23 protein-coding genes are annotated in these 22101 nt (G+C 56.1%); 15 read left to right on the top strand and 8 right to left on the bottom strand.

All coding sequences use genetic code 11. The features are described from left to right. The first annotated feature begins 37 nt into the window (after nucleotides 1-37). On the top strand, nucleotides 38-856 hold the full coding sequence (locus HX778_RS13925; protein WP_038475903.1) for a creatininase family protein: 819 nt from the start codon (nucleotides 38-40) through the stop codon (nucleotides 854-856). Between the two features lie 27 nt (nucleotides 857-883). Here HX778_RS13925 and HX778_RS13920 read toward each other — a convergent pair whose 3' ends face one another. Further along, nucleotides 884-1783, bottom strand: coding sequence for a LysR family transcriptional regulator (locus HX778_RS13920; RefSeq protein ID WP_154187050.1), 900 nt, complete (start codon nucleotides 1781-1783; stop codon nucleotides 884-886). A 124-nt stretch (nucleotides 1784-1907) separates the two neighbouring features. Between HX778_RS13920 and HX778_RS13915 the strand changes: the two genes are divergently transcribed. From HX778_RS13915 to HX778_RS13890, 6 genes are read left to right on the top strand one after another with little or no spacing between them, the layout of a single operon-like run. After that, complete coding sequence (locus HX778_RS13915) at nucleotides 1908-2915, top strand: BMP family protein (protein ID WP_255483402.1); 1008 nt, start codon at nucleotides 1908-1910, stop codon at nucleotides 2913-2915. A 14-nt stretch (nucleotides 2916-2929) separates the two neighbouring features. Then, complete coding sequence (locus tag HX778_RS13910) at nucleotides 2930-4486, top strand: ABC transporter ATP-binding protein (protein ID WP_176982342.1); 1557 nt, start codon at nucleotides 2930-2932, stop codon at nucleotides 4484-4486. Then, a complete protein-coding gene (locus HX778_RS13905) occupies nucleotides 4470-5585 on the top strand; it encodes an ABC transporter permease (protein WP_038475915.1) in 1116 nt (371 codons plus the stop codon). Before HX778_RS13910 ends, HX778_RS13905 begins: the two co-directional genes overlap by 17 nt. Next, complete coding sequence (locus tag HX778_RS13900; RefSeq protein WP_052048990.1) at nucleotides 5582-6526, top strand: ABC transporter permease; 945 nt, start codon at nucleotides 5582-5584, stop codon at nucleotides 6524-6526. Before HX778_RS13905 ends, HX778_RS13900 begins: the two co-directional genes overlap by 4 nt. 3 nt (nucleotides 6527-6529) lie before the next feature. Further along, on the top strand, nucleotides 6530-6958 hold the full coding sequence (locus HX778_RS13895) for a cupin domain-containing protein (RefSeq protein ID WP_038475918.1): 429 nt from the start codon (nucleotides 6530-6532) through the stop codon (nucleotides 6956-6958). Then, nucleotides 6958-7722 carry a cysteine hydrolase family protein gene (locus HX778_RS13890; protein WP_176982341.1) on the top strand — a complete coding sequence of 255 codons (765 nt, stop codon included), beginning with the start codon at nucleotides 6958-6960 and terminating at the stop codon, nucleotides 7720-7722. Before HX778_RS13895 ends, HX778_RS13890 begins: the two co-directional genes overlap by 1 nt. A gap of 50 nt (nucleotides 7723-7772) precedes the next feature. Here HX778_RS13890 and HX778_RS13885 read toward each other — a convergent pair whose 3' ends face one another. From HX778_RS13885 to HX778_RS13875, 3 genes are all read right to left on the bottom strand, one after another. Further along, nucleotides 7773-9203 (bottom strand): 6-phospho-beta-glucosidase, encoded by a 1431-nt coding sequence (locus tag HX778_RS13885; RefSeq protein WP_038475924.1) that lies wholly within the window; start codon nucleotides 9201-9203, stop codon nucleotides 7773-7775. Between the two features lie 10 nt (nucleotides 9204-9213). Beyond that, the gene (gene bglK, locus HX778_RS13880) at nucleotides 9214-10107 is read right to left on the bottom strand and encodes a beta-glucoside kinase BglK (protein ID WP_176982340.1); all 894 of its coding nucleotides are present in this window, start codon (nucleotides 10105-10107) and stop codon (nucleotides 9214-9216) included. 192 nt (nucleotides 10108-10299) lie between these two features. After that, a complete protein-coding gene (locus tag HX778_RS13875; protein WP_052048991.1) occupies nucleotides 10300-11043 on the bottom strand; it encodes a GntR family transcriptional regulator in 744 nt (247 codons plus the stop codon). A 196-nt stretch (nucleotides 11044-11239) separates the two neighbouring features. On the opposite strand from HX778_RS13875, the gene HX778_RS13870 reads away from it, so the two are divergent. From HX778_RS13870 to HX778_RS13860, 3 genes are all read left to right on the top strand, one after another. After that, a complete protein-coding gene (locus HX778_RS13870; RefSeq protein ID WP_038475928.1) occupies nucleotides 11240-11554 on the top strand; it encodes a PTS sugar transporter subunit IIB in 315 nt (104 codons plus the stop codon). A 133-nt stretch (nucleotides 11555-11687) separates the two neighbouring features. Further along, on the top strand, nucleotides 11688-13010 hold the full coding sequence (locus HX778_RS13865; RefSeq protein ID WP_038475930.1) for a PTS sugar transporter subunit IIC: 1323 nt from the start codon (nucleotides 11688-11690) through the stop codon (nucleotides 13008-13010). 89 nt (nucleotides 13011-13099) lie between these two features. Continuing rightward, nucleotides 13100-14773 carry a carbohydrate porin gene (locus HX778_RS13860; protein WP_038475932.1) on the top strand — a complete coding sequence of 558 codons (1674 nt, stop codon included), beginning with the start codon at nucleotides 13100-13102 and terminating at the stop codon, nucleotides 14771-14773. Nucleotides 14774-14830: 57 nt separating this feature from the next. Here HX778_RS13860 and HX778_RS13855 read toward each other — a convergent pair whose 3' ends face one another. Beyond that, on the bottom strand, nucleotides 14831-15415 hold the full coding sequence (locus HX778_RS13855; protein ID WP_038482978.1) for a histidine phosphatase family protein: 585 nt from the start codon (nucleotides 15413-15415) through the stop codon (nucleotides 14831-14833). Nucleotides 15416-15636: 221 nt separating this feature from the next. Here HX778_RS13855 and HX778_RS13850 point away from each other — a divergent pair, with 221 nt between their 5' ends. From HX778_RS13850 to HX778_RS13830, 5 genes are all read left to right on the top strand, one after another. Continuing rightward, nucleotides 15637-16731, top strand: coding sequence for an adenosylhomocysteinase (locus HX778_RS13850; protein WP_176982345.1), 1095 nt, complete (start codon nucleotides 15637-15639; stop codon nucleotides 16729-16731). Between the two features lie 122 nt (nucleotides 16732-16853). Then, nucleotides 16854-17444 carry a cytochrome b gene (locus HX778_RS13845; protein ID WP_176982339.1) on the top strand — a complete coding sequence of 197 codons (591 nt, stop codon included), beginning with the start codon at nucleotides 16854-16856 and terminating at the stop codon, nucleotides 17442-17444. A 16-nt stretch (nucleotides 17445-17460) separates the two neighbouring features. Then, complete coding sequence (locus HX778_RS13840; RefSeq protein ID WP_176982338.1) at nucleotides 17461-17997, top strand: M48 family metallopeptidase; 537 nt, start codon at nucleotides 17461-17463, stop codon at nucleotides 17995-17997. Continuing rightward, nucleotides 17975-18523 carry an RNA polymerase sigma factor gene (locus tag HX778_RS13835; protein ID WP_176982337.1) on the top strand — a complete coding sequence of 183 codons (549 nt, stop codon included), beginning with the start codon at nucleotides 17975-17977 and terminating at the stop codon, nucleotides 18521-18523. The genes HX778_RS13840 and HX778_RS13835 overlap by 23 nt, the downstream gene beginning before the upstream one ends. Then, on the top strand, nucleotides 18520-19317 hold the full coding sequence (locus HX778_RS13830) for an anti-sigma factor (RefSeq protein WP_176982336.1): 798 nt from the start codon (nucleotides 18520-18522) through the stop codon (nucleotides 19315-19317). Before HX778_RS13835 ends, HX778_RS13830 begins: the two co-directional genes overlap by 4 nt. A gap of 11 nt (nucleotides 19318-19328) precedes the next feature. Here HX778_RS13830 and uxuR read toward each other — a convergent pair whose 3' ends face one another. From uxuR to cspA, 3 genes are all read right to left on the bottom strand, one after another. Then, nucleotides 19329-20105, bottom strand: coding sequence for a Uxu operon transcriptional regulator (uxuR, locus tag HX778_RS13825; protein ID WP_038475942.1), 777 nt, complete (start codon nucleotides 20103-20105; stop codon nucleotides 19329-19331). 74 nt (nucleotides 20106-20179) lie between these two features. Beyond that, nucleotides 20180-21364 carry a mannonate dehydratase gene (gene uxuA / locus HX778_RS13820; protein WP_176982335.1) on the bottom strand — a complete coding sequence of 395 codons (1185 nt, stop codon included), beginning with the start codon at nucleotides 21362-21364 and terminating at the stop codon, nucleotides 20180-20182. Nucleotides 21365-21621: 257 nt separating this feature from the next. Next, nucleotides 21622-21834 (bottom strand): RNA chaperone/antiterminator CspA, encoded by a 213-nt coding sequence (gene cspA, locus HX778_RS13815; RefSeq protein WP_038475948.1) that lies wholly within the window; start codon nucleotides 21832-21834, stop codon nucleotides 21622-21624. Between the last annotated feature and the right edge of the window lie 267 nt (nucleotides 21835-22101).

Genomic DNA, 22101 nt, shown 5'->3' with positions numbered 1-22101 from the left:
GTCAGGTATGCCAGGTTGAGGGAAAAGGAGACGCCCTATGAAACAGCCCTCTTCCCCCTGGTGGTGGGATCTTTCCACTCGTGAATTCAGCGAGCTGGAGATGCACAATATTGTTGCGGTGCTGCCCGTTGGCGCAGTGGAACAGCATGGCCCCCATCTGCCGGTGCGGGTCGATGCCGCCATCAACGCCGGTATTATTGAGCGCGCGGTACAGCTCCGCCCCGGTAATCTACCCGTGCTGTTTATGCCCGCTTTGCCCATCGGTAAGTCTGACGAACATCTCGCCTATCCGGGTACGCTCACGCTGCCTTACGAAGTGCTCGGTCAGGTGTGGTTTGAAGTGGCCAAAAGCGCCTGGCGGGCAGGTATCCGCAAGATAGTGTTCTGGAACTCGCACGGCGGGCAGCCGCAGCTGATGGAAATGGTGTGTCGCAAGCTGCGCGTGGAACTGGATATGCTGGCCGTTGGCGCCAGCTGGTTCCGCACCATTGATACTTCCGATCTTTATAGCGAAGCGGAACGTCAGCACGGCATTCACGGCGGCGAATCAGAAACCAGCGTGATGCTGCACCTCCACCCGGAGTTAGTGCACATGCAGCATGCGGATAATTTTGTCTCAGCCTCGGTAGCCATAGAAGCCAAAGGGGGCATACTCACGCCGGAAGGCGGCGTCAGCTTTGGCTGGATGGCTCAGGATCTCCATCCTTCAGGCACAACGGGGAATGCTGCGGCCGCCGATGCCGAAAGAGGTGAAATTGAGGTCGAACGCGCCGCCCGCGCCCTGCTTCAACTCATAGAAGAGGTCAGTAAAGCCGACCTCAGCATGTTTACCCCGCACACTGCCTTTAGCCGTTGAATGTTTCGCCCGGCTTCCTGTCGGGCGTTACTCCATTTGCAGCATCATGCCTTTAAGCGTTTCGGCCAACACGCTGCCGATGGCGCTGGTGCCGCGATCGTGGCCTATCAGCATCAGCGTTTGCGTTTGCTGGCCCAGCTCCCGCACCGGAATATAAACCAGCCGCCCGCTCCTCAGGTCGGTTTCGATATCAAACGGCGTCAGGAACGTCAGCGCCTGGTCCATCATCGCCGACTGGCGCATCACCTCGATAGAGTTAGTTTCGATAACCGGCTGCAGCGCCACCATCGCACGGGCAAATACGTCGTTCAGGTAGGGGCGAATTACCGTGGAATCATCGGCGATAACCATGGGATGCGGCATACAGTCGCTCAGGCGCAGGCTGCTTTTATCTGCCAGCGGATGCCCCGGCGCAACGACCGCGCCCAGCCTGCCCGTCACGCTGGCAATGCTGCGCAGCGCTGAGCGCATTTCAAAATCAAAACCAATCCCCAAATCCACATCGCCGGAAGCCACAGCGCTGGTGATATCCTCGCCGCGTGTCATCTGCTGCAAATGCAGCTTTACCCGTGGGTTGGCACGGCGGAAATCGGCTGCCGCACGCGGGATCAGGTTAGCCGCCAGCCCGCTCATCATTGCCACCGTCACTTCACCACGCCGCAGTCCTTTTAGCTCCTCAATTTTAATCTGCGCCCATTCCAGCTCTTTAAAGCTCTGGCGCACGTGGTGAATCAGCGTTTCACCGGCTGCGGTAAGGATCATTTTACGCGGCAGGCGCTGGAACAGCGGCGTGCCCAGCTCTTCCTCCAGCGCCAGCAGCTGGCGGTTGATAGCCGAAGCGGAAATGTGCAGGCGTTCCGCAGCCTTACGAATCGAACCGCTGCGCGCCACCTCATCAAGATAAACCAGTAAACGATATTTCAGCATCGGGGCTCCTGCGTTGCCTAAAAGGCATCGGTCAGTACGAAAATACGTGCTTTTAAGATATCGCTAAGCGCGGCATAACTGAAGTCATCAATTATCCTCCATCCACAATCCTGGGAGAGAAAAGATGGCAGGCATCACCCGCAGAAACTTCGCAAAAATGCTGGCAGGCGCCGTGGTACTCCCCGCGCTTGCCCCCGTAATGTCACGCTCTGCTCTGGCGGCAACGAAAGAGTTCAAGGTGGCGCTGCTGCTGCCGGGGACCATTTCCGACGGCGGCTGGAATACGCTGGCGTATCAGGGCCTGCAAAGCCTGAAAAAATCCGGCATTAAGGTGGCCTGGAGCGAAAGCGTGCCGCAGGCACAGATGGAACAGTCGATTCGCGGCTACGCGGACGATGGCTACAACCTGATTATCGGCCACAGCTTTGAGTACGGCGCGGCGTTCACCGAAATCGCGCCGGACTACCCGGATACCGACTTTTTCGCCTCCACGTTTAAGCCTGCGGAAGCGGCACCGAAAAACGTGGAATACATCAATCTGGCCTACATTCAGGCCGCGTATGCCGCAGGCGCGCTGGCCGCACTGATTTCCGACAAAGGCAAAGCCGTGGGCTTTGTGGGCGGCGGCGATAACCCGACCCAGCAGGGCATGATGCGCGCCTTTATCCTCGGGGCGGAAAAAACGCGCTCGGGCATTAAGGGCCTTGGCGTCGTCACCGGCGACTACGGCAACGCGACGAAGGGGCGTGAGGCCGCCACGGCCATGATAACCAACGGCGCCGACGTTATCTGGCATGCCGCCGACGTCACCGGCCTCGGGGCGCTTCAGGGTGCGATTGCCGCGAACATCAAAGCCATTGGCTGCTACACCGATCAGAAAGATGTCTCCCCCAGCCACATCGCCTGCAGCTTTAAGCAAAACCTGGACTGGGTTGTGGCGCAGGTGGGCAGCGCGGCGGCAGGTCACGCCTTTAAGGGCGGCGAAGAGTGGTCGCCGAGCGTCGCCAAAGCCTGGTCGGTTATCTACGGCAGCACATCCCACAACGCCAGCTTAGTGAGCGACAGCGCCTGGCAAGCCTTCCAGAAAATCTGGCAGCAACTTGATACCGGCGCGTTATCCGCCACCGCCTGACCGGGAGTTAACAGATGAGCATAGCTGCGCCTTTGCCGCGTGTAGCGTTGAATCGCATCACCAAAAGATTTGCCCGCGTCACCGCCAACGACAACGTCTCGATGACCATTGAAGCCGGTGAGATCCATGCTCTGCTGGGTGAAAACGGCGCAGGAAAAAGTACCCTGATGCAAATTCTCTACGGCCTTTATCAGGCCGATGAAGGCGATATTGTGGTAGCGGGTAAAAGCGTGAAGTTTCGCGACCCGAGCGACGCCATCGCCTGCGGAATCGGCATGGTTCATCAGGAATTTATGCTGGTGCAGCCGATGACGGTCGTCGAAAACGTGGTGCTCGGCCTGAAAGAGAATGCCAGCGGCGTGCTTAACCTGAAGGCCGCGGCCGCCCGGCTGAAGGCGCTGTCGGACAAACATGGCCTGGCCATCGATCCCTGGGCGCGAGTACAGCACCTTTCCGTTGGCGTTCAGCAGCGGGTTGAGATCCTCAAGCTGCTCTACCGTGACGCGCAGGTTCTGATCCTGGATGAGCCCACGGCGGTGCTCACGCCGAAAGAGAAAGAAGGCCTGTTTGCCACGCTGAAGTCGCTCTGCGCCGAAGGACGCTCCGTGGTGATCGTCACCCATAAGCTTTATGAAATCATGGCGATTGCTCGCCGGGTGTCCGTCATGCGGGCCGGAAAAATGGTGGAAACCGTGGCGGTGTCTGACACCTCCGAAACCGATCTGGCTCGCCGCATGGTTGGCCGTGATGTTGTGCTGCGGGTCGAGAAAACGCCGTGCAGGCCTGGCCGCAACGTGCTGCACGTGGACAGCATTGCCCTGCGCGACGAAACCGGCCAGCAAAAAATTTGGCGTGCTTCGCTTAAGGTCGCAGCGGGCGAGATCCTTGGCATCGCCGGCGTGGAAGGTAACGGCCAGTCGGAGCTGGCAAGCGCCCTGCTCAACCTGATGCCGATAGAAGCCGGCCGTATTCTGCTGGAAGGGGAAGATATTTCGGATGCTACGCCCGCTCAGCGTCGCCAGAAAGGCATCGGTTTTATTCCCGCAGACCGCCGGGAAGTCGGCTCATTCGTCACCCTTTCGCTGGAAGAAAACGCCATGCTCGGCTCCCAGCGCAGTTTCACCAAAGCCAAAGGCTGGCTGCTAGATCGCCTGAAAATAGCCCGCCATGCCAAAGAAATCATGGCGCGTTTTGACGTTCGTGCCCCGGACGCTCAGTTCGAAGCCGGCAAGCTTTCAGGCGGCAATCTGCAAAAACTGATCCTCGGGCGCGAAGTCGCGCAGAACCCGAAATTACTGATCGTTGAGCAACCCACTCGCGGGCTGGACGTGGGCGCGGTTGAGGCCGTTTGGGCGGGCCTGCTGGCGGCACGAGACAGCGGCTGCGCCATCGTGCTTATCTCCGCCGAACTCGAAGAAATTATCAACCTCTCGGACCGCATTGCCGTGATGTACAACGGCCAGATCGCGGGCGAGCTGGAGACGGCACACGCCACGCCGACCCTCCTTTCTGAACTGATGGCCGGTGGCAGCCCGACTCACGCGGAACAGCAGCATGACAAAGTGGCTTGAACGACGCCTCTCCCCGGCACAGTCGCCCTCAGCGTTGGCGTTGACCAGCTTCGGCGGCATTCTCGCCGCATTTATCGTCGGTGGGCTGCTGTTTTTACCCTTCGGCGCGAACCCTTTAACCGCTTATGGCTTCCTGTTCAGCGAGGCTTTTGGCTCCGCTCGCGGGTTTGGCCTTAGCCTGGTGCAGGCCACGCCGCTGATGCTTATCGCGCTGGCAACGCTGGTCATCTGGCGCGCGGGACTGGGCTACATCGGCTTTGAAGGCTGCTTCCTGGTTGGCGCGACGGCGGCAAGCTGGATAGCACTTTCCGGCACGCCGCAGGGCCTGCCGTGGAAGCTGCCGGCCGAGCTTTACTGGCCGATAGTGCTGCTAGTGACGTTTATCGCCGGCGCGCTCTGGGCTGGCTGGGTGGGTGCCCTGCGCGTGCGCTTTGGCGGCAACGACGTCCTGATTTCTCTGATGGCGAATTATGTCGCCATCTTTTTAGTTCAGTACCTGGTTTCTGGGCCGATGCGTGCGCCGGGAGATCTGCCGCAAACGCCCCGCCTGCCGCAGGAAACCTGGCTGCCGATAGTTCTCAGCGGCATAAAAACGCACTGGGGTATCGCTCTCGCGCTCATCGCCACGCTGTTCACCTGCTGGCTGATACGCAGCACGCCTGCAGGCTACGAAATCAACCTGGCGGGGCTGAATCCGAAAGCAGCACGCTATGGCGGAGTCGATGTTGCCCGCCGCCAAATGAGCGCGGTTTACCTGGGCGGCGGCTTTGCGGCTCTCGCCGGGCTGTGTGCCGTGCTCGGCGTTCAGCACCGCCTGATGGACGGACTTTCCGGCGGCGTCGGCTTTATCGGCGTGGTCGTGGCGCTGCTGGCGCGGCTGAACCCGCTGCTGGTGATCCCTACCGCGATTATGTACGGCGGGCTGCAGGTTGGCGGCGGTGCCATGCAGCGTGAAACCGGCCTGCCAACTTCGGTGGTGCTGATATTACAAAGCCTGGTGGTCATGATGATTCTGGCAGGAGACGTGCTGCGTTATTACCGCCTGCGCCTGCCAGCCCGGACAGTCGTGCAGGATGCTTTAGTGGAGAAAAAATCATGAGCGCAATGACCCATCTGGATGCCGCCTTTTTCATTGGCTGGCTGGCTGCGGCCATCCGTCTTGCTGGCCCGGTATTGCTGGCTGCGCTCGGTGAGATCTACGCCGAACGCGCGGGCGTGCTGAATATTGGCCTGGAAGGCACCATTTTGCTGGGCGCGCTCAGCAGCTATCTTGCGGCGGCGTATACCGGCTCGACGCTGCTTGGCTTTTTTGCCGGCGGCGCAGGCGGGCTGCTCGTTGGCGTGTTGCTGGCCGCGCTTTATTTACGCGCCCACGCCAGCCAGATTGTGGTCGGCATTGTCTTTAACATTCTTGCGGCGGGCCTGGCCTCATGGATTTATTCCCTGGCAATAGGCAGTACCGGGACGGCGGCAACAATTCCTATGTTTGCCGCCTGGCCCGTACCGCTGCTGTCATCCTTGCCCTTCATCGGCCCGGTGCTTTTTACCCAGCCCTGGCCACTCTATCTCACCCTGGCTCTGGTGTTTATCGCTCACTTTGGCCTGTTCCATACCCGCTTTGGCCTGGCGCTGCGTGCCGTGGGGGAAAATCCTAAAGCCGCCCATGCCGCCGGGCTTAACGTGCTGAAACTTCGCACCTGGGGCGTGCTGTTTTCCTGCCTCGGGGCTGGCCTTGCCGGCGGCTATCTGGTCACCGCGCAAATCGGCCTGTTCCGCGATAACGTCGTCAGCGGCCAGGGGTTTATTGCTTTAGCTATCGTGATTTTTGGCCGCTGGAGCCCGCTAAAAGCCCTGCTGGCCGCCTTTATTTTCGGCGCCGCCGACGCGCTGCAGCTCTCTTTACAAGTCTTCGAAAGCTCGCTGCCGCCGCAGGTTCTGCTGGCGCTGCCGTACCTGTTAACTATTCTGGCGATGTCCGGCGTGGTGGGGCGAACCCTCCAGCCCCGCGCCCTGACGCAGCCTTATCGCAAGGAGTCATAATCGATGAAACATTTCCGCCTTACCGACGTGTCCAGCGCCCAGGCTTTTCGCATCAGCCCAACGGACAGCAACTACTTTGCCGTGCTGTTCGACAAGCAGCAGGACGACATCGAAAACGTGTTCGTGGTTGAAATATTTACCCCCGGCGGCGCCACACCTCCTAATGTGCATGCCGAAGCGCATGAATTTTTCTATGTCCTCGCGGGGGAAGGTATCGCGCGCTGTAACGATGAGGAGACGGCAATTCGCAAAGGCGATGCCCTGCTGCTGCATCCGGGCAATGAACACGCCATCCGCAATACCGGCAAGGGCAAGCTGTATACATTAACGGTAATGACGCCAAACGAAGGCTTCGCCGAATTGATCCGCCGCGGAAGCCCGGTCTCGCTGGACGAAGAAGATCTCCTGGTGCTGCAAGGAGAAGCAGAGTAATGGCTGGTTATCCCCTCGGCAGCGCCCCGCACAATCAGTGGCTGGTGACCCCGCAAAGCGTGAACATGGTTCGTGCGGGCCGCCCTTCACGGCCGGTATCTCTGGAAAGCCGTGGGCGCGAGATCACGCTCGATCTGGAACATAGCGCACTGATCGTCATTGATATGCAAAATGACTTTTGCCATCCGGGAGGCTGGCTGGCGCATATTGGCGTGGACGTCACGCCCGCCCGCGCACCAATTGATCCGCTGCGTAAGCTGCTGCCGTCGGCACGTGCGGCCGATGTGCCGGTGATTTGGCTTAACTGGGGCAACCGCCCGGACAGGCTCAACCTTAGCCCCGCGCTGCTGCATGTTTATAACCCGGACGGCACCCAAACGGGCCTGGGCGACCCGCTGCCGGAGTCCGGCGCGCCTGTACTTCAGGCGGGAAGCTGGGCGGCAGATATCGTGGAGGAACTTGCTCCCGTCCCAAGCGATATTCGCATCGATAAATACCGAATGTCCGGCTTTCAGGACACCGTGCTGGACAGCGTGCTGAGAAATTTGGGCGTAACCACGCTGCTGTTTGCGGGCGTGAACGTTGATCAGTGCGTGCTGTGCACGCTGCAGGACGCCAACTTCCACGGCTATGACTGCCTGCTGCTGGAGGATTGCAGTGCCACCACGTCGCCAGAATATTGCGTGGATGCCACCTTATATAACGTACAGCAGTGCTTCGGTTTTGTGGTCAACTCCGGCGAGTTGCTGGCGAAGCTGAAATAAAAAAACGCTGGTTTTTAAGCCAGCGTTCATTCAGTTAACCACGAGTATTATCAGAGCTTTTCGCCGTTGCTCTCAATCACGTCCTTATACCATTTGAAGGACTTCTTGCGGCTGCGGCTCAGGCTACCGCGGCCTTCGTTGTCTTTATCAACATAGATAAAGCCGTAGCGTTTTTTCATCTCGCCCGTTCCGGCGGACACCAGGTCGATACAGCCCCACGGGGTGTAGCCCATCAGGTCAACGCCGTCTTCAACCACCGCTTTTTTCATTTCCGCGACGTGAGCAGACAAATAGTCGATGCGGTACTGGTCATCAACAAATCCGTCATCCTGCGCAACGTCAATCGCGCCGAAGCCGTTTTCCACGATGAACAGCGGCAGCTGATAGTGGTCCCAGAACCAGTTCAGGGAGTAACGCAGGCCCACCGGATCAATCTGCCAGCCCCAGTCGGACTTCTGCACGTACGGGTTAGAGACCAGGCTCTTCGATTCGTCGTAGTCAAACTGCGGGTTATCGGCGCTGGCTTTGGTGGCAAACGACATGTAGTAGCTGAAGCCGATGTAATCGACGCAGCCTTCGGCAAGCGCGGCCAGATCTTCGTCGGTGATATCCAGCTCAAAACCACGGCGCTCGAAGTAGTTCAGCAGGTGCTGCGGATACTTGCCGCGCACGTGCACGTCGGTGAACCAGTAGCGGCGGTGCATCGCGTTCATCGCCATCATCATGTCGCCCGGCGCACAGGTCAGCGGGTAGATTGGGCACATGGCAATCATGCAGCCGACCTGCAGCGCTGGGTTGATTTCACGAGCGGCGCGAACCGCCAGGGCGCTGGCAACCAGCTCATAGTGAGACGCCTGGTACATCACCGGCTCACGGTCTTCGCCCGGCTGATACTTGAGGCCCGAGTTGGTGAACGGCGCGAAGTCTTCGTGGTAGTTCGCCTGGTTGTTGATCTCGTTAAAGGTCATCCAGTACTTCACCTTATGCTGGTAGCGGGTGAAGACCACTTTTGAGAAGCGCAGGAAGAAATCAATCAGCTTACGGTTGCGCCAGCCGCCGTACTCGGTCACCAGGTGGTAAGGCATTTCGAAGTGCGACAGCGTAATCACCGGCTCGATGCCGTGCTTCAGGCACTCGTCGAACAGGTCGTCGTAGAACTGCAGGCCAGCTTCGTTCGGCTCCAGCTCGTCACCCAGCGGGAAAATACGCGTCCAGGCGATGGAGGTGCGGAAGCATTTGAAGCCCATCTCGGCAAACAGCTGGATGTCTTCTTTATAGCGGTGGTAGAAATCGATCGCTTCATGGTTGGGGTAATTTTTACCCTGCAGCACGCCGTCGGTAATTTCACGCGGGACGCCGTGGGCGCCGGCCGTCATCACATCGGCAACGCTAATGCCTTTGCCGCCTTCCTTCCAGCCGCCTTCCAATTGATGCGCCGCAACCGCGCCGCCCCACAGAAAACCTTCTTTAAATCCAGACATATTCTCTCCCTTAATTAGAGATCGCATGCTGCGACCGATAGTGCTGATTAAAATGGTAGACCGCGCCAATGAGCCCGGCATCGTTGCCGTGGCTGACGGTGTCGATATAGTCGTCGATGGTGAACCAGGCCAGGTGTTCGCGCAGTAGTTCGAGGAAGCCTGGGCGTTCCACAATGCCGCCGCCGAGCAGGATTTTTTCCGGGTCGAATAGATTGACGAGGTTATAAAGGCCGGTGCCGAGATCGTTGAAGAACGCAGTCACCATGCGCTGGCAGGCCACGTCGCCCGCATCAAAGCGGTCGAAAATCTCTTCTCCACTGACTTCTTCAAGCGGCTTGCCGACGTACTCAGCGTAGTCTTTGCGTAAGGTTCTCAGCGTGCAGGTATCGTTCATGGTGTAGCGGCGAACATCGCGCGGGCCTGGGCGCTCGGTCAGCATGTAGCCAAACTCTCCCGCCCGGAAGCGTGCGCCGTGTACCAGTTGGTTATTACAGAAAATTGCGCCGCCGATGCCGGTGCCAATGGTGAGCACAAGAAAATTGCTCATCTCTGCCGCTTTGCCCTGCCAGCGTTCGGCCAGCAGTACGCAGTTGGCGTCGTTTTCGATGGCGACGGGCAGCTGCGTACGTTCTTCCAGCCACTCTTTGATGGCGAAATTGTCAAACCGGCGGATGGCGCCGCCCATTTCGATAAATCCGGTATGCGGGTTCACATAGCCAGGCGCGCTGATCGCCACGCCTTCGCAGCCGGGGTGAGCGGTAATCCACGCCAGAATAGCCTGTAAGATTTGCTCGCCGTCGCTGTCGTTAATCGTCTCTTTGCCCTTGGCCAGGATCTCGCCCTGTGAGCTGACGATCCCCATTTTTAAGGCGGTACCACCGATATCAAATGCGGCGATATTCATACGTTACTTTCTCCCAGCTATTCTCGCGATGGCGTATTTCTTGCCGACAATGATTCAAAGCTTAATCAATCGAAAGCCTGTCAGGCAAGCAGGGAGAAAACACGAATTGAACAACTTTTGGACCTGTTTAAATGCATTATTTACATAGAGTTAACCGCATTTTTAACAGTACTCGGGGAACAGGTTTATTTATCAGATGATTAATGAACCTCTTTTTTGCGCAGAACTGTGACCCGCCTTACGCGGTAGATAATACTTCACCTGAAATTCAAACACGTTGGTGTAGAGGATAGAGTAATCAATAGGACTGTGAGTCTCGTCAACCGACTGAGTTTCCATACGAATAATCGGATCGCGCACGCTGATATGCAGTAATTTAGCAATGTCGGCCGGCGGCAGCAGCGGCTGGAATGACTCATAGCAGCCATGAATTTCTACGCCACACTCATCCTCGATGTAGGAAAATTTCGATCGTTTCATGTGATTAACCGTCAGATCTGGAAAACGGTTCACCGACAGCCAGGTTTCCTCCACCTGCATCGGGACATTGTCGATATGGCGCAGCCTTTTGGCGTAATACACCGGCTCGCCGATGGCCAGCTGCAGGCGGCTGGCTATCTCCTCGGAGGCTTGCTGTAGCTCAAATCTCAGCACCTGGCTGGAGGGTTTTTTACCTTCACTTTTAGCAATTTCCGTAAAGCTATCCAGGTGAGTAACCGAGGCCTGAAAGTGCTTGTTTCTCACGTAGGTACCGGAGCCGTGCCTGCGCTCGATCAGAGATTCATCTTCCAGCACCCTTAGGGCTTTGCGCAGCGTATTGCGCGACACGTTGTAGAATTCAGCCAGCTCTTTTTCGGACGGGAGGCTGTCGCCGATATTGCAGGTTGGGCTACTGATTCGGCTTTTTAGTAAGTTAACAACATCTTTATAAACCACTTTTGAACCTCCTTAATTCATTTAAAAACAATCAATTACTATCTCATTAATGCCGAAAGTTCAACACAGGTTCATTTTCATTCTGTTTTTTGCACCACTCGGTAGTCACTAACTGTGATCGAAATGGCAGATGAATAAATTGATATTCATTAAGTTAGCCGCTGACTGATTATCGACAAAATAGTTAAGGGTAAAAATGAAGAACATATTATTGGTTTGCGCGGCAGGGATGTCCACCAGCATGCTGGTTAAAAGAATGCAGGATCACGCTGCAGCGGGAAATATTTCGGTCAATATTAACGCACTGGCGATTGCTGAAGCGAAAGAAAGAATAAAGAAAAATGAAGCGGATGTGGTCCTGCTGGGCCCTCAGGTTCGTTTCCAAAAAAGTGAAATCGAGGAAATTGCTCAGGGAAAAATTCCTGTGTCGGTAATTGATATGAAGCATTATGGGCAAATGGACGGAAAGTCCGTTCTGGATACTGCGTTAACTCTGCTTGGCGGCCATTAATTCTTTCTGGTCGAAATAATAACTCGCTGATTAATTGATTAGGTTTATCGTCACGCCTCCTGGTTAGAGGAAGGTTTTTTATCGATAAATTTAAATCACCAGTCAATATCTCTCTAATTATAAAGGGCGCATCATGAGTATAATGAATGCCTTTGAACGCGGTATGGAAAAACTTCTTGTTCCTATTGCGATTAAATTAAACTCTCAGATACACGTCTCGGCCATCCGTGATGCTTTTATTTTGTCGTTCCCGATCGTCATGGCCAGTTCGCTGATCGTGCTGATTAACTTTGCCATTCTTTCTCCGGATGGTTTTATTGCCTCACTGCTTCATCTTGGAACTCTGTTTCCTAATTTAGCCGAAGCTCAAAATATATTCTCCCCGGTGATGAACGGGTCGGTGAATATTATGTCGATCATGATAGCCTTCCTGGTCGCCCGTAATATCGCCATCAGCTATCAACAGGATGACCTGCTGTGCGGCCTGACCGCCATCGGCGCGTTCTTTGTGGTCTATACCCCGTATCAAATGATGGGTGGGCAGTCGTATCTGACGACCCAGTACCTGGGGCCTCAGGGACTGTTTGTGGCGGTGATTGTGGCCCTGATTACCGGGGAAATTTTCTGCCGCCTGGCGCGCAACCCGAAAATTACCATCACCATGCCGGACGCCGTACCGCCGGCGGTAGCCCGCTCCTTTAAAGTACTGATTCCTATCTTCTTCGTGATGATTTTCTTCTCGGTGCTGAACTACTGCCTGACGAAAATCTCCCCTAACGGCCTGAACGAGCTGATTTATACCCTGATTCAGGCGCCGCTGAAAAACATGGGCACCAATATCGTCGCGGTGCTGGTGCTTGGCCTGGTCACCAACTTCCTGTGGGTGCTGGGTATTCACGGGCCGAACACCACGGCGGCTATTCGCGAGACTATTTTCTCCGAAGCTAACCTCGAAAACCTCTCGTTCGCCGCTTCCAACGGTTCAACGTGGGGCGCGCCATACCCTATCACCTGGGGGAGCATCAACGACGCCTTCGCCAACTACGGCGGCTCGGGGATGACGCTTGGCCTGCTGCTGGCCATTTTTATCGCCTCCCGCCGCGCCGACTACCGCGACCTGGCAAAAATGGCCTTCGTGCCCGGCCTGTTTAACATCAACGAACCGGTGATTTTTGGCCTGCCGATCGTCCTGAACCCGATTCTGATCATTCCATTCATTATGGTGCCTTTCGTGAACTCTCTGGTGGGCTACACCTTTGTCACGCTGGAGATTATTCCGCCGATTGCCTACGCCGTACCGTGGACGACGCCGGGGCCGCTCATTGCCTTCTTCGGCACCGGGGGGAACTGGATGGCGCTGATTGTCGGGCTGCTATGCCTGGCCATCTCCACGCTAATTTATTTACCGTTCGTCATTGCCGCCAATAAGGTAAATGCAGCGCAGGCGGCGCAGTAATAAATAAACCGATGATAGCAATTTAATTTTCACCCGCCTCCGGCTATTCAAGCCGGAGGCAAATAATAATTATACTTCTGGGACATTCTATGAATTCAAGTTTATTGAAGGTTAGCTTATTGTCTTCATCCATCCTTCTGGCGTTATCCTCAACCAGCGTAATGGCGGCAAAATTAACGGTTGAGCAGCGTCTGGAATTGCTTGAAAGACAATTATCAGAAAACAAATCAGAATTAAATAAAACGCAGAAAGAGTTAGCCGTATATAAAGATAAGGTCGCTCAACTGCAGCCAACCGGCAACAACGTTCAGTCCACGACGGCGCAGGTTAACCCGACGGTCTATTCTCCGGTAGCCGACAACATCGAGAATGAAAATAATCATCTCGACACCAAATCGCCGCCAACGCCGGTTAAAGGCACTCAGAAAGTGGCCGTTGTAAATAATGAAGGTGGCAAAACCAGCGTACAAAACGTCACCCTGAAAGACATCAGCAAATACATTAAGGACGATATTGGCTTTAGCTACGAAGGCTACTTCCGCTCCGGCTGGGCGGCGGCAAACCACGGGTCAGCGCAAACCTACGCCGCCGGGTCACTCGGGCGTTTTGGGAACGAGATGAGCGGCTGGTTCGACTTAACGCTGAACCAACGCGTCTACAACCAGGACGGCAAAACTGCCAACGCCATCGTGACCTACGATGGTAACGTCGGCGAGCAGTATAACGACGCCTGGTTTGGCGATAACAACGGCAACGAAAATATCATGCAGTTCAGCGATATTTTCCTGACTACCAGAGGTTTCCTGCCGTTTGCGCCGGAAGCTGACTTCTGGGTGGGTAAACACAAGCTGCCAGAATACGAAATCCAGATGCTCGACTGGAAGTCATTAACGACCCAGGTGGCCGCCGCCGTGGGGATCCAGAACTGGAACCTTGGCGTGGGCCAGCTTGACGCCTCTCTCAGCCGTAATGACGTCGACGTTTATTCCCGCGACTTCAGCCACACCACGCAGATGAACACCAACTCGGTTGACCTGCGCTACCGCAACATTCCGCTGTGGGAAAAAGGCTCGCTGTCGCTGATGGGCAAATACGCCTTTGCCAATAAAACCGACGACCAGAAAGACAACGAAAATAACGGCTCCTTCTTTAAGCTGAAGGATACCTGGATGGCGACGGCCATTGTGCGTCAGGATCTGCCGCGTGACACCTTCAACGAGTTCACCCTGCAGGTGGCCAATAACTCTTATGCCAGCAGCTTCGCGAACTTCTCGGGGGCCAGCAACTCAATGGCACCGGGCCGTTATTACTATGGCGACCAGACTGACGGCGTGGCGTGGCGTCTGATTTCCCAGGGTGAAATGTACCTCGCGGACAGAATCATCATGGCGAACGCGCTGGTTTACTCCCAGGGTAGCGATGTCTACAGCTATGAGAGCGGCGCCCACAGCGACTTCAGCAGCATTCGAGCCGTTATTCGCCCGGCGTGGATTTGGGATACCTGGAACCAGACCGGCCTGGAGCTGAGCTGGTTTACCCAGAAAAACAAAACCGAGCAGGGCGTGAACCTGAAAGAGTCTGGCTACAAAACCACGCTCTATCATGCTCTGAAGGTTGGCCCAAGCCTGCTCGGCTCGCGTCCTGAGATTCGTTTCTACGGCACATACCTGAATATCCTGGATAACGAGCTGTCTGACTTCCGCTTTAACGAGAACAGCAAAAACGAGTTTATGGCAGGCGTTCAGGCCGAAGTGTGGTGGTAATCCACTTGCGCTAAACGCATAAAAAACCCGTCTGCCAAGACGGGTTTTCTTTTTTATTCAGCTTGCGCCCGCGCAGCTGTCCGGCACGTTGTTCAGCCCTTCCGCGCCGTGGGTGAAAGATTTAAATCGCTTTTGATCGTCCAGTTTGATGATGTATAGCGAATCAAAATCGCTGCCCGGCCACTTCGGCACCACGGCAGGATCGCCGCCGGTTTCCTTCACCAGCTTTTGCGCCGCCACCACCAGGTTTTTGTGCTCCCAGGAGACAAAAGTCAGGCGACCGCTGCTTTGGGTTTTCAATAAATCATCCGCCAGTTCGTCCGTCTGCCCGGCGTGGTAGTGCAGGTCGATAGCCTGAGAAACTCGGATGGCGGTCGGCGTGATGGTGGTTAACGGGCGCAGCGAGCTGCCGGTTTTGTTCTCTTTCGGCGCGGAGGCGTAAATAGCATCCGGCTTGCCGTACTGGCTTAACAGAACCGAAGGCAGCTGTAATGCGCGGTTCAACCCTTTGCAGGTCAGCTGTCCGCTATTGTTAGCCGGTTTCTCGCCGTGGCGCAGGAACACTATGGTGCTGTCGGCCTTCGCTATCATCGGGGTCAATAAGGCACTGCTCAGCAACACAACAAGCGCTTTTTTGATCATGTTTTTCTCGTTTTTATCAGGGGATGAAGCTTCTACTATAGAGTAGAAATCGAGGGAAAAAACAAAACATTGGTAAGCAGAAATCACACTTGCCCCGCCAGCTTCATCGGTTAACAACCGCCCGCCATTTTGCTATTCTGATGCCCCTTAACACGATGATATATTCTATAAAAATCATTAAAAACAATTAATAAGGAAAAGCCGTGAGTACCCAGAGCGAGATGTTTAACAAAGAGATTGCGTGGTCTACCCGTCACATGGTTCGTACCCTTAAGCAGGTTCAGTCGCTGCCAGACTTAAGCCACGTCCGTATCGCCTGCAACATGCATCTCGACCTGAAAATGATCCCGCTGGTTGAAGGCCTGCTGAATAAAAATGCCCAGGTCTTCCTCACCACCTGCAACCCAACCACCGTGCAGGATGACGTTGTCGCTTACCTGGTCGCCGCCGGAGCGGAAGCCTGCGCATGGCGCAATATGAGCGACGCCGACTGGCGCAACTCGTGGGAAAAAGCGATAGCCTGGCGCCCAACCCACCTGTGCGAAATGGGCGCGGACATCACCACGCTGCTGCATCAACGCGGCGAGTTTGGCGACGTGGTCGCCTGCCTGGAAGCCACCGGCTCCGGCGTCAACCGCCTCGCCGATCTTCGCCCCGGCTACCCGATTTTTAACTGGGACGATCTTCCGGTAAAAGAAGGGCTTCACAACCGCCATATGGTCGGCCTCACCGCGTGGCAGACCTTCTTCCAGACCACTCACCTTACCCTGCACGAAAAGAAAGTGCTGGTGATTGGCTATGGCCTGGTGGGCCAGGGCGTTGCCGCCGCCGCCAAAGCCTACGGAGGCCAGGTAATGGTTGCCGAATTAGACCCGGCTCGCCGCCTGCAGGCCGCCTACGACGGCTGGCACGTGGTTGATATTCATGACGTGATTGCCACCACCGACGTGGTCGCCACCGCAACCGGCGCGAAAAAAGTCGTCAGCGCAGCGGTACTGGATAACGCCAAAGACGGCGTGTTCGTGCTAAACGTCGGCCATGTTGCGGAAGAGATCGACTGCGGCTACCTGCAGCAATACCCGACCGAAGAAGTGATGCCGTTTATCAACGCCTACCAGCTGAACGGCAAGACGCTTTACCTGATGGCGAACGGTTCAATGCTCAACCTGACCGCCGGCTTCGGTGACAGCCTGAACGCCTTCGACGTGACGCTGGCCGTGATGGCGAGCGGCATCAAACATATTGTGACCGACGGCCAGCACGCTGAAAAAGCGGTGTATCTGCTGCCTCAGTCCGTGTGGGAAAAAGCGCTGTAAGCTGCCCTCCAGCCCTTATCAAGTCAGGCCTCTTTCGGGGGCCTGACTTTTTTTCATCCTCGCCGAATAAAATCCCCGCCCCGATTGTTTACTCCTTACAAGACCCTGAAGAAGAGACAATCATGAGCTACCTGCCCACCGAAACCCGGCTGCCCCGCAAGCGCTACGACGCCTTTAGCATGGCCCTGCACTGGGTCACCGCTTTCTGCGTGATATTCCTGTTCGCCAGCGCGCATATATGGGAAGTCCTTGAGCGAGGCACGCCGCTGCGCAAAGGTCTGCAATCGCTACACATTTCATTTGGCATCCTGCTTGGTGCGGTGATTTTAGTCCGGCTGGTCTGGCGCATCAGCGCCGCTTTCTCCCCCTCCAGAAAGCTGGAAAAAGTGCCGATGCCGGGTGCGTTTCGCATCGCCGCCCACGCCACGCACGGCGTGCTCTACATCCTGCTGCTGACGCAGGCCATGCTTGGCTTCCTGTTCCGCTGGGCGCAGGGCGAGCCTTTCTGGTTCTTCAACCTCTTTGAAGTCCCGGACGTGTTTAACGTCGATCCGACGCTGCGCCATACCCTGGCAATGCTGCACAACAACGTGGCCTGGGCGCTGATCCTGCTGGCGGGTGCGCACGCCGCCGCCGCCCTGCTCCACCACTATGTTTTGCGTGACGGCACGCTGCGCCGCATGCTTCCCGCCTGCAAAGGCAACTCTCGTTAACCTACAGGACGACACCATGAACATGCCTTCAAGCCGTAAACTGCTGCCTTTGCTGTGCCTGATTGCCAGCGGGCTTTTCTACTCCGCCGCCGCCAGCGCCATGGGCGACGATGATTCCAAAACGCCGGACTGCCCGAAAGGCCAGGTGTATGACAGCAAAACCAAAACTTGTACCGTGGAAAAGAGCAGTATGTTAAGCGAAGGCGATAAGACGCAGTACGCTTATCATCTGGCAAAATCTGGCCGTTATCAGGATGCGTTAAACCTGCTGGATACCCTGCAGCAGCCCAACACGCGTGAAGCCTGGAACTACCGCGGCTACGCCACAAGAAAACTGGGGCGCACCGACGAAGGGATCGGCTATTATCAGCGTTCTATCGCCCTGGATCCGCACTACGCCAAAGTGCGTGAGTACCTCGGCGAAGCCTGGATGATTAAAGGGCGCCCGGACCTGGCGAAGGCCCAACTGGCCACCATTAAAACGCTCTGCGGAACCGGCTGCGAGGAGTATCGCGATTTGAAAGCCGCCATTGACGGGCACCCGGAGTCCTAAGTTTGAGGACGTAAAAATCACCGTCAACGAAGTTCGTTTACAGCTGGGACAGCACCTTGCCCGCCTCTGGCGCTACGGTATGGTGCTGTCCCGCAATCGCGATGTGGCTGAAGATTTGGTTCAGTCCACCTGCGTGCGCGCTCTGGAGCGCTGCAGTCAATTTCAGTCCGGCACCCGCATCGACCGCTGGCTGTTTGCGATTTTGTACTCTATCTGGATCAATGAAATTCGCGCCCTGCGTGTTCGCCAGGGCCAGGGCTTTGTCGACAGCGACGAACTGAGCCAGCTTGCGGACAGCGAAAGCACCGAAGACAAACATCAGTACCACGCGCTGCTGCTGCAGGTCAGCGAGCTTCCCGAAGCGCAGCGCAACACCGTGTTTTTGGTTTATGTCGAAGGTTTCACCTATCAGGAAGCGGCCGACACGCTGGCCATTCCCATTGGCACCGTGATGAGCCGCCTGGCCGCCGCACGCCTGACGCTCGCCAAACACCTGATGCCGACGATGAAGAAGGAGCTCAAATGACGCGTCAATCCTTCTCCGCTCCGTGGAGCGATGAGGCTATCGTGGCCTGGCTGGACGGTGAGATGCGCGATGACGAACGCCGCGCCTTTGACCAACAGCTTAATGACGATGCCGATCTGGCCGCTCGCGTTGAACGACTAATGCAAAGTAACCAGCCCTGGGAACAGGCTTTTGCGCCTCTGCTGGAGGAAGCGCCGGTCAGCCGCATGGAGCAAAAGTTGAATGTCCTGCTTCATCAGCCGGTGAACGTGAAGCCGCAGGCGAAAGGCGTCAGCCGCCGCAGCCTGATAGCCGCTTCGCTGAGTTTTCTCGCCGTCGGCGTGCTGGCCGGGCGCTTTATTCGCCCTGGTGAACAAAAGCTCAGCGGCGAGCCGGAAATTCGCGACCTCATTGCGCAGTACATGTCGCTCTACAGCGCCGAAACGCTGGCCGACATCAACGTCACGCCCCAGGGTCTGCAAAGCGGCCTGAACCGTATGCAGCAGGATATCGGCCTGACGCTCACTCAGGCGGCCGTTGAGATCCCTGAAGCAGAGCTAAAAAGCGTGAGAATGCTGCGCTACGACAGCACCTCCATCGCGCAGATGGCTTATCTGCACGCCAGCTTCGGGCCGATGGCGCTGTGTATTTCCCGCAGCAAAACGAGCGACAGTACAGCGCTGAAGCACGAAGTCCGCCGTGGGCTCAATCTGGTCTGGTGGCGAAACAAAGGGTATGAATATGTGCTCACAGGCCGTAATCCACAGCAGGATTTACAGCAAAGCGGGGAGCTGCTGCAACAGCGGCTCGTGTGAAGCTGGCGGGGTTAACGCCCAGGCTCGTTCAGCGGCCAGGATTCGAAAAGGTAGCCGTCAAAATTAATATCGTCGATATCGGACAGCTCCAGCAGCCGGTTTTTGACGTTTTCCAGATGCTGCCACATCGCGTGTTTCGCGGCTTTGGCGTCTTTCTTGATCAGCGCCGCAAGGATTTGTTTATGGTCGGCAAGCCACTCCTGCCGATAGTGGTTGTTCTCCAGATGGCTGTGCAGCTGGATCCACATCGGGTTATTTTCACGCCACTGCCAGGATTGTTTGAACAATTCCACCAGCATGCTGTTGTGGGTGGCCTCGGCCACGGCAAGGTGGAACTGCCTGTCGCCGCTTTCGTTCCCGCCGGAAACCAGCTCCTGCTCTTGTATCTGCAATGCCTGGCGCATTTTCAGGATATCTTCCCTGGTCGCCTGCTGAGCGGCGAACTCGGCGATATTGCTTTCCAGCAGCTGGCGCGCCTGCAGTAGCTCGAACGGCCCGGCATCGTTGCACTGGCTCACCGGCGCGTTAACCGTCTGATGGGGCATAGCAACGACAAATATGCCAGCGCCGCGACGCACTTCCACCAACCCTTCAATCTCCAGCATGATCAGCGCTTCGCGCACTACGGTGCGGCTAACCGCCAGCAACGCCGCGATTTCACGCTCCGGCGGAAGACGGTCCCCCAGGGCATACTGCTGCCGCGCAATCATGTCTCGCAGCATCACGCCAACTTCCTGATAAGGCCGCTGCGGCTGCGCGGAAGGTTTGTCCTGGATTTGCTGTTTCATCTTTACTCACGGCAGGTAGGGAATGAGCCGGACTATAGCATAACTGGTTGACCCATTCCCTGGCCCGGCGAGTGCTATTTACCAAAGAACGCGCGCTGAATCGCCATCTCAACGCCGCGCACTTCCGCCAGCCCTTTCAGGCGACCAATCGCGGAATAGCCTGGATTCACCTTTTTATTCAGGTCATCCAGCATTTGATGGCCGTGATCCGGGCGCATAGGAATCAGCTCGCGCTGCCCGTTCGCCTCGCGACGCTGCTCTTCCTCGACGATCGCTTTCACCACTTCATACATATCCACATCGCCGTAGAGGTGCGCGGCTTCATGGAACGTCTTCGGATTATCTTCCCGCAGCGTCGAGCGCAGGTGCGTGAAGTAGATTCGAGGCCCAAAGCGTTTAATCATCCCGACCAGATCGTTATCTTCCCGCACGCCGTAGGAGCCGGTGCACATCGTAAAGCCGTTTGCCGGGCTGTTGACCGCATCCACCATCCACTGCATATCCTCCACGGTAGAAACAATGCGCGGCAGGCCAAGGATTGGGCGCGGAGGATCGTCCGGGTGCACCGCCATTTTAATGCCCATCTGCTCGGCGACAGGGATGATGGCCTCAAGGAAGTACGCAAAGTTTTCGCGCAGCTTCGCTTTGTCGATGTCTTTGTAGGTGTCCAGTTGGGCGCGGAACTGGTCGAGCGTGTAGCCTTCTTCCGCCCCGGGCAGGCCAGCGATGATGTTGCGGGTCAGCCGCGCCTTCTCGTCATCACGCATTTCCGCGAAGCGACGGTTTGCCTGCTCGATTTCTTCCGCGCTGTAATCGGCCTCTGCCCCTTTGCGCTTCAGAATATGCAGCTCAAAAGCGGCGAACTCGATTTGGTCAAAGCGCAGCGCTTTAGAACCATCCGGTAGCGGGTATTCAAGGTCGGTTCGCGTCCAGTCCAGCACCGGCATAAAGTTGTAACACACGGTGTAGATGCCGCATTCAGCCAGATTGCGCAGGCTTTGGCGGTAATTCTCTATCCATAAATCATATTGCCCACGGTGGGTTTTGATCTCTTCATGGATAGGTACGCTTTCCACCACCGACCAGACCAGCCCGGCAGCCTCCACCACGGCTTTACGTTTCTGTATCTCTTCGACAGGCCAGACTTCACCGTTGGGAATGTGGTGCAGCGCGGTGACGATGCCCGTCGCCCCCGCCTGCCGGGCATCGGCCAGAGTGACCGGATCGTTTGGACCATACCAGCGCCAGGTTTGCTTCATGATATCCCCTTACAGCTCAAATTGGTTGACCAATAAATATTTTTGATTAAGCGCCGTTATTTATGCGCCCGATGGCATCTAAGTTCAGCCAATTTGAGTGGTGTGTCAATCTACATGCGACAATTGGTTAACCAAAATCACAATTTAACACACAGCATTGCGAGGGTATGGGCAAAAGCTATAGGACATCTCTAAACTGCAGGCACAAAAAAACCCGCCGTAGCGGGTTTTTTTCACTTCTGAAACGTCAGGCTGAATTACAGCGCAACAACGTTAGCAGCAGCTGGGCCTTTAGCGCCGTTCTCGATAGAGAACTCAACTTTCTGACCTTCGTCGAGGGTTTTGAAGTTATCGCTCTGGATTGCAGAGAAGTGTACGAATACATCTTTGCTGCCATCGGTAGGAGAGATGAAGCCGAAACCTTTCTCAGCGTTGAACCATTTTACCAAACCAGTCATTTTGTTAGACATAGATATTACCTTTTCGTTTTCTTGAGCCACTAAACGCGGCGAACATGGTCTGTTCAGCAGAGTTGGACTTATTCGGGCACTTAGGAGGAGACTCGAGAAGAAGGGATATCTAAGATAGCGCTTGAACTGAGGACTGCTTTACTAAAACTGCTTTCATAAGGTCTGTGTTCCAAACCGGGTGCTAATCTCTCACGTCCGAAGTGATTTAGCAAGGGTTAAGAATAAATAAAAAAAATTCTCATTTAAGGAGACGATTTAAGCCGGAAC

The organism is Cedecea sp. P7760, assembly GCF_013386425.1.
Lineage (GTDB): Bacteria > Pseudomonadota > Gammaproteobacteria > Enterobacterales > Enterobacteriaceae > Cedecea > Cedecea selenatireducens.
This window is presented reverse-complemented; position numbering and strand designations above follow the sequence as displayed.

Excerpts from the sequence above, each read along its gene's own strand:
- HX778_RS13925 (WP_038475903.1), top strand. The coding sequence starts at position 38 with ATGAAACAGCCCTCTTCCCCCTGGTGGTGGGATCTTTCCACTCGTGAA.
- HX778_RS13920 (WP_154187050.1), bottom strand. The coding sequence starts at position 1,783 with ATGCTGAAATATCGTTTACTGGTTTATCTTGATGAGGTGGCGCGCAGC.
- HX778_RS13915 (WP_255483402.1), top strand. The coding sequence starts at position 1,908 with ATGGCAGGCATCACCCGCAGAAACTTCGCAAAAATGCTGGCAGGCGCC.
- HX778_RS13910 (WP_176982342.1), top strand. The coding sequence starts at position 2,930 with ATGAGCATAGCTGCGCCTTTGCCGCGTGTAGCGTTGAATCGCATCACC.
- HX778_RS13905 (WP_038475915.1), top strand. The coding sequence starts at position 4,470 with ATGACAAAGTGGCTTGAACGACGCCTCTCCCCGGCACAGTCGCCCTCA.
- HX778_RS13900 (WP_052048990.1), top strand. The coding sequence starts at position 5,582 with ATGAGCGCAATGACCCATCTGGATGCCGCCTTTTTCATTGGCTGGCTG.
- HX778_RS13895 (WP_038475918.1), top strand. The coding sequence starts at position 6,530 with ATGAAACATTTCCGCCTTACCGACGTGTCCAGCGCCCAGGCTTTTCGC.
- HX778_RS13890 (WP_176982341.1), top strand. The coding sequence starts at position 6,958 with ATGGCTGGTTATCCCCTCGGCAGCGCCCCGCACAATCAGTGGCTGGTG.
- HX778_RS13885 (WP_038475924.1), bottom strand. The coding sequence starts at position 9,203 with ATGTCTGGATTTAAAGAAGGTTTTCTGTGGGGCGGCGCGGTTGCGGCG.
- bglK (WP_176982340.1), bottom strand. The coding sequence starts at position 10,107 with ATGAATATCGCCGCATTTGATATCGGTGGTACCGCCTTAAAAATGGGG.
- HX778_RS13870 (WP_038475928.1), top strand. The coding sequence starts at position 11,240 with ATGAAGAACATATTATTGGTTTGCGCGGCAGGGATGTCCACCAGCATG.
- HX778_RS13865 (WP_038475930.1), top strand. The coding sequence starts at position 11,688 with ATGAGTATAATGAATGCCTTTGAACGCGGTATGGAAAAACTTCTTGTT.
- HX778_RS13860 (WP_038475932.1), top strand. The coding sequence starts at position 13,100 with ATGAATTCAAGTTTATTGAAGGTTAGCTTATTGTCTTCATCCATCCTT.
- HX778_RS13855 (WP_038482978.1), bottom strand. The coding sequence starts at position 15,415 with ATGATCAAAAAAGCGCTTGTTGTGTTGCTGAGCAGTGCCTTATTGACC.
- HX778_RS13850 (WP_176982345.1), top strand. The coding sequence starts at position 15,637 with ATGTTTAACAAAGAGATTGCGTGGTCTACCCGTCACATGGTTCGTACC.
- HX778_RS13845 (WP_176982339.1), top strand. The coding sequence starts at position 16,854 with ATGAGCTACCTGCCCACCGAAACCCGGCTGCCCCGCAAGCGCTACGAC.
- HX778_RS13840 (WP_176982338.1), top strand. The coding sequence starts at position 17,461 with ATGAACATGCCTTCAAGCCGTAAACTGCTGCCTTTGCTGTGCCTGATT.
- HX778_RS13830 (WP_176982336.1), top strand. The coding sequence starts at position 18,520 with ATGACGCGTCAATCCTTCTCCGCTCCGTGGAGCGATGAGGCTATCGTG.
- uxuR (WP_038475942.1), bottom strand. The coding sequence starts at position 20,105 with ATGAAACAGCAAATCCAGGACAAACCTTCCGCGCAGCCGCAGCGGCCT.
- uxuA (WP_176982335.1), bottom strand. The coding sequence starts at position 21,364 with ATGAAGCAAACCTGGCGCTGGTATGGTCCAAACGATCCGGTCACTCTG.
- cspA (WP_038475948.1), bottom strand. The coding sequence starts at position 21,834 with ATGTCTAACAAAATGACTGGTTTGGTAAAATGGTTCAACGCTGAGAAA.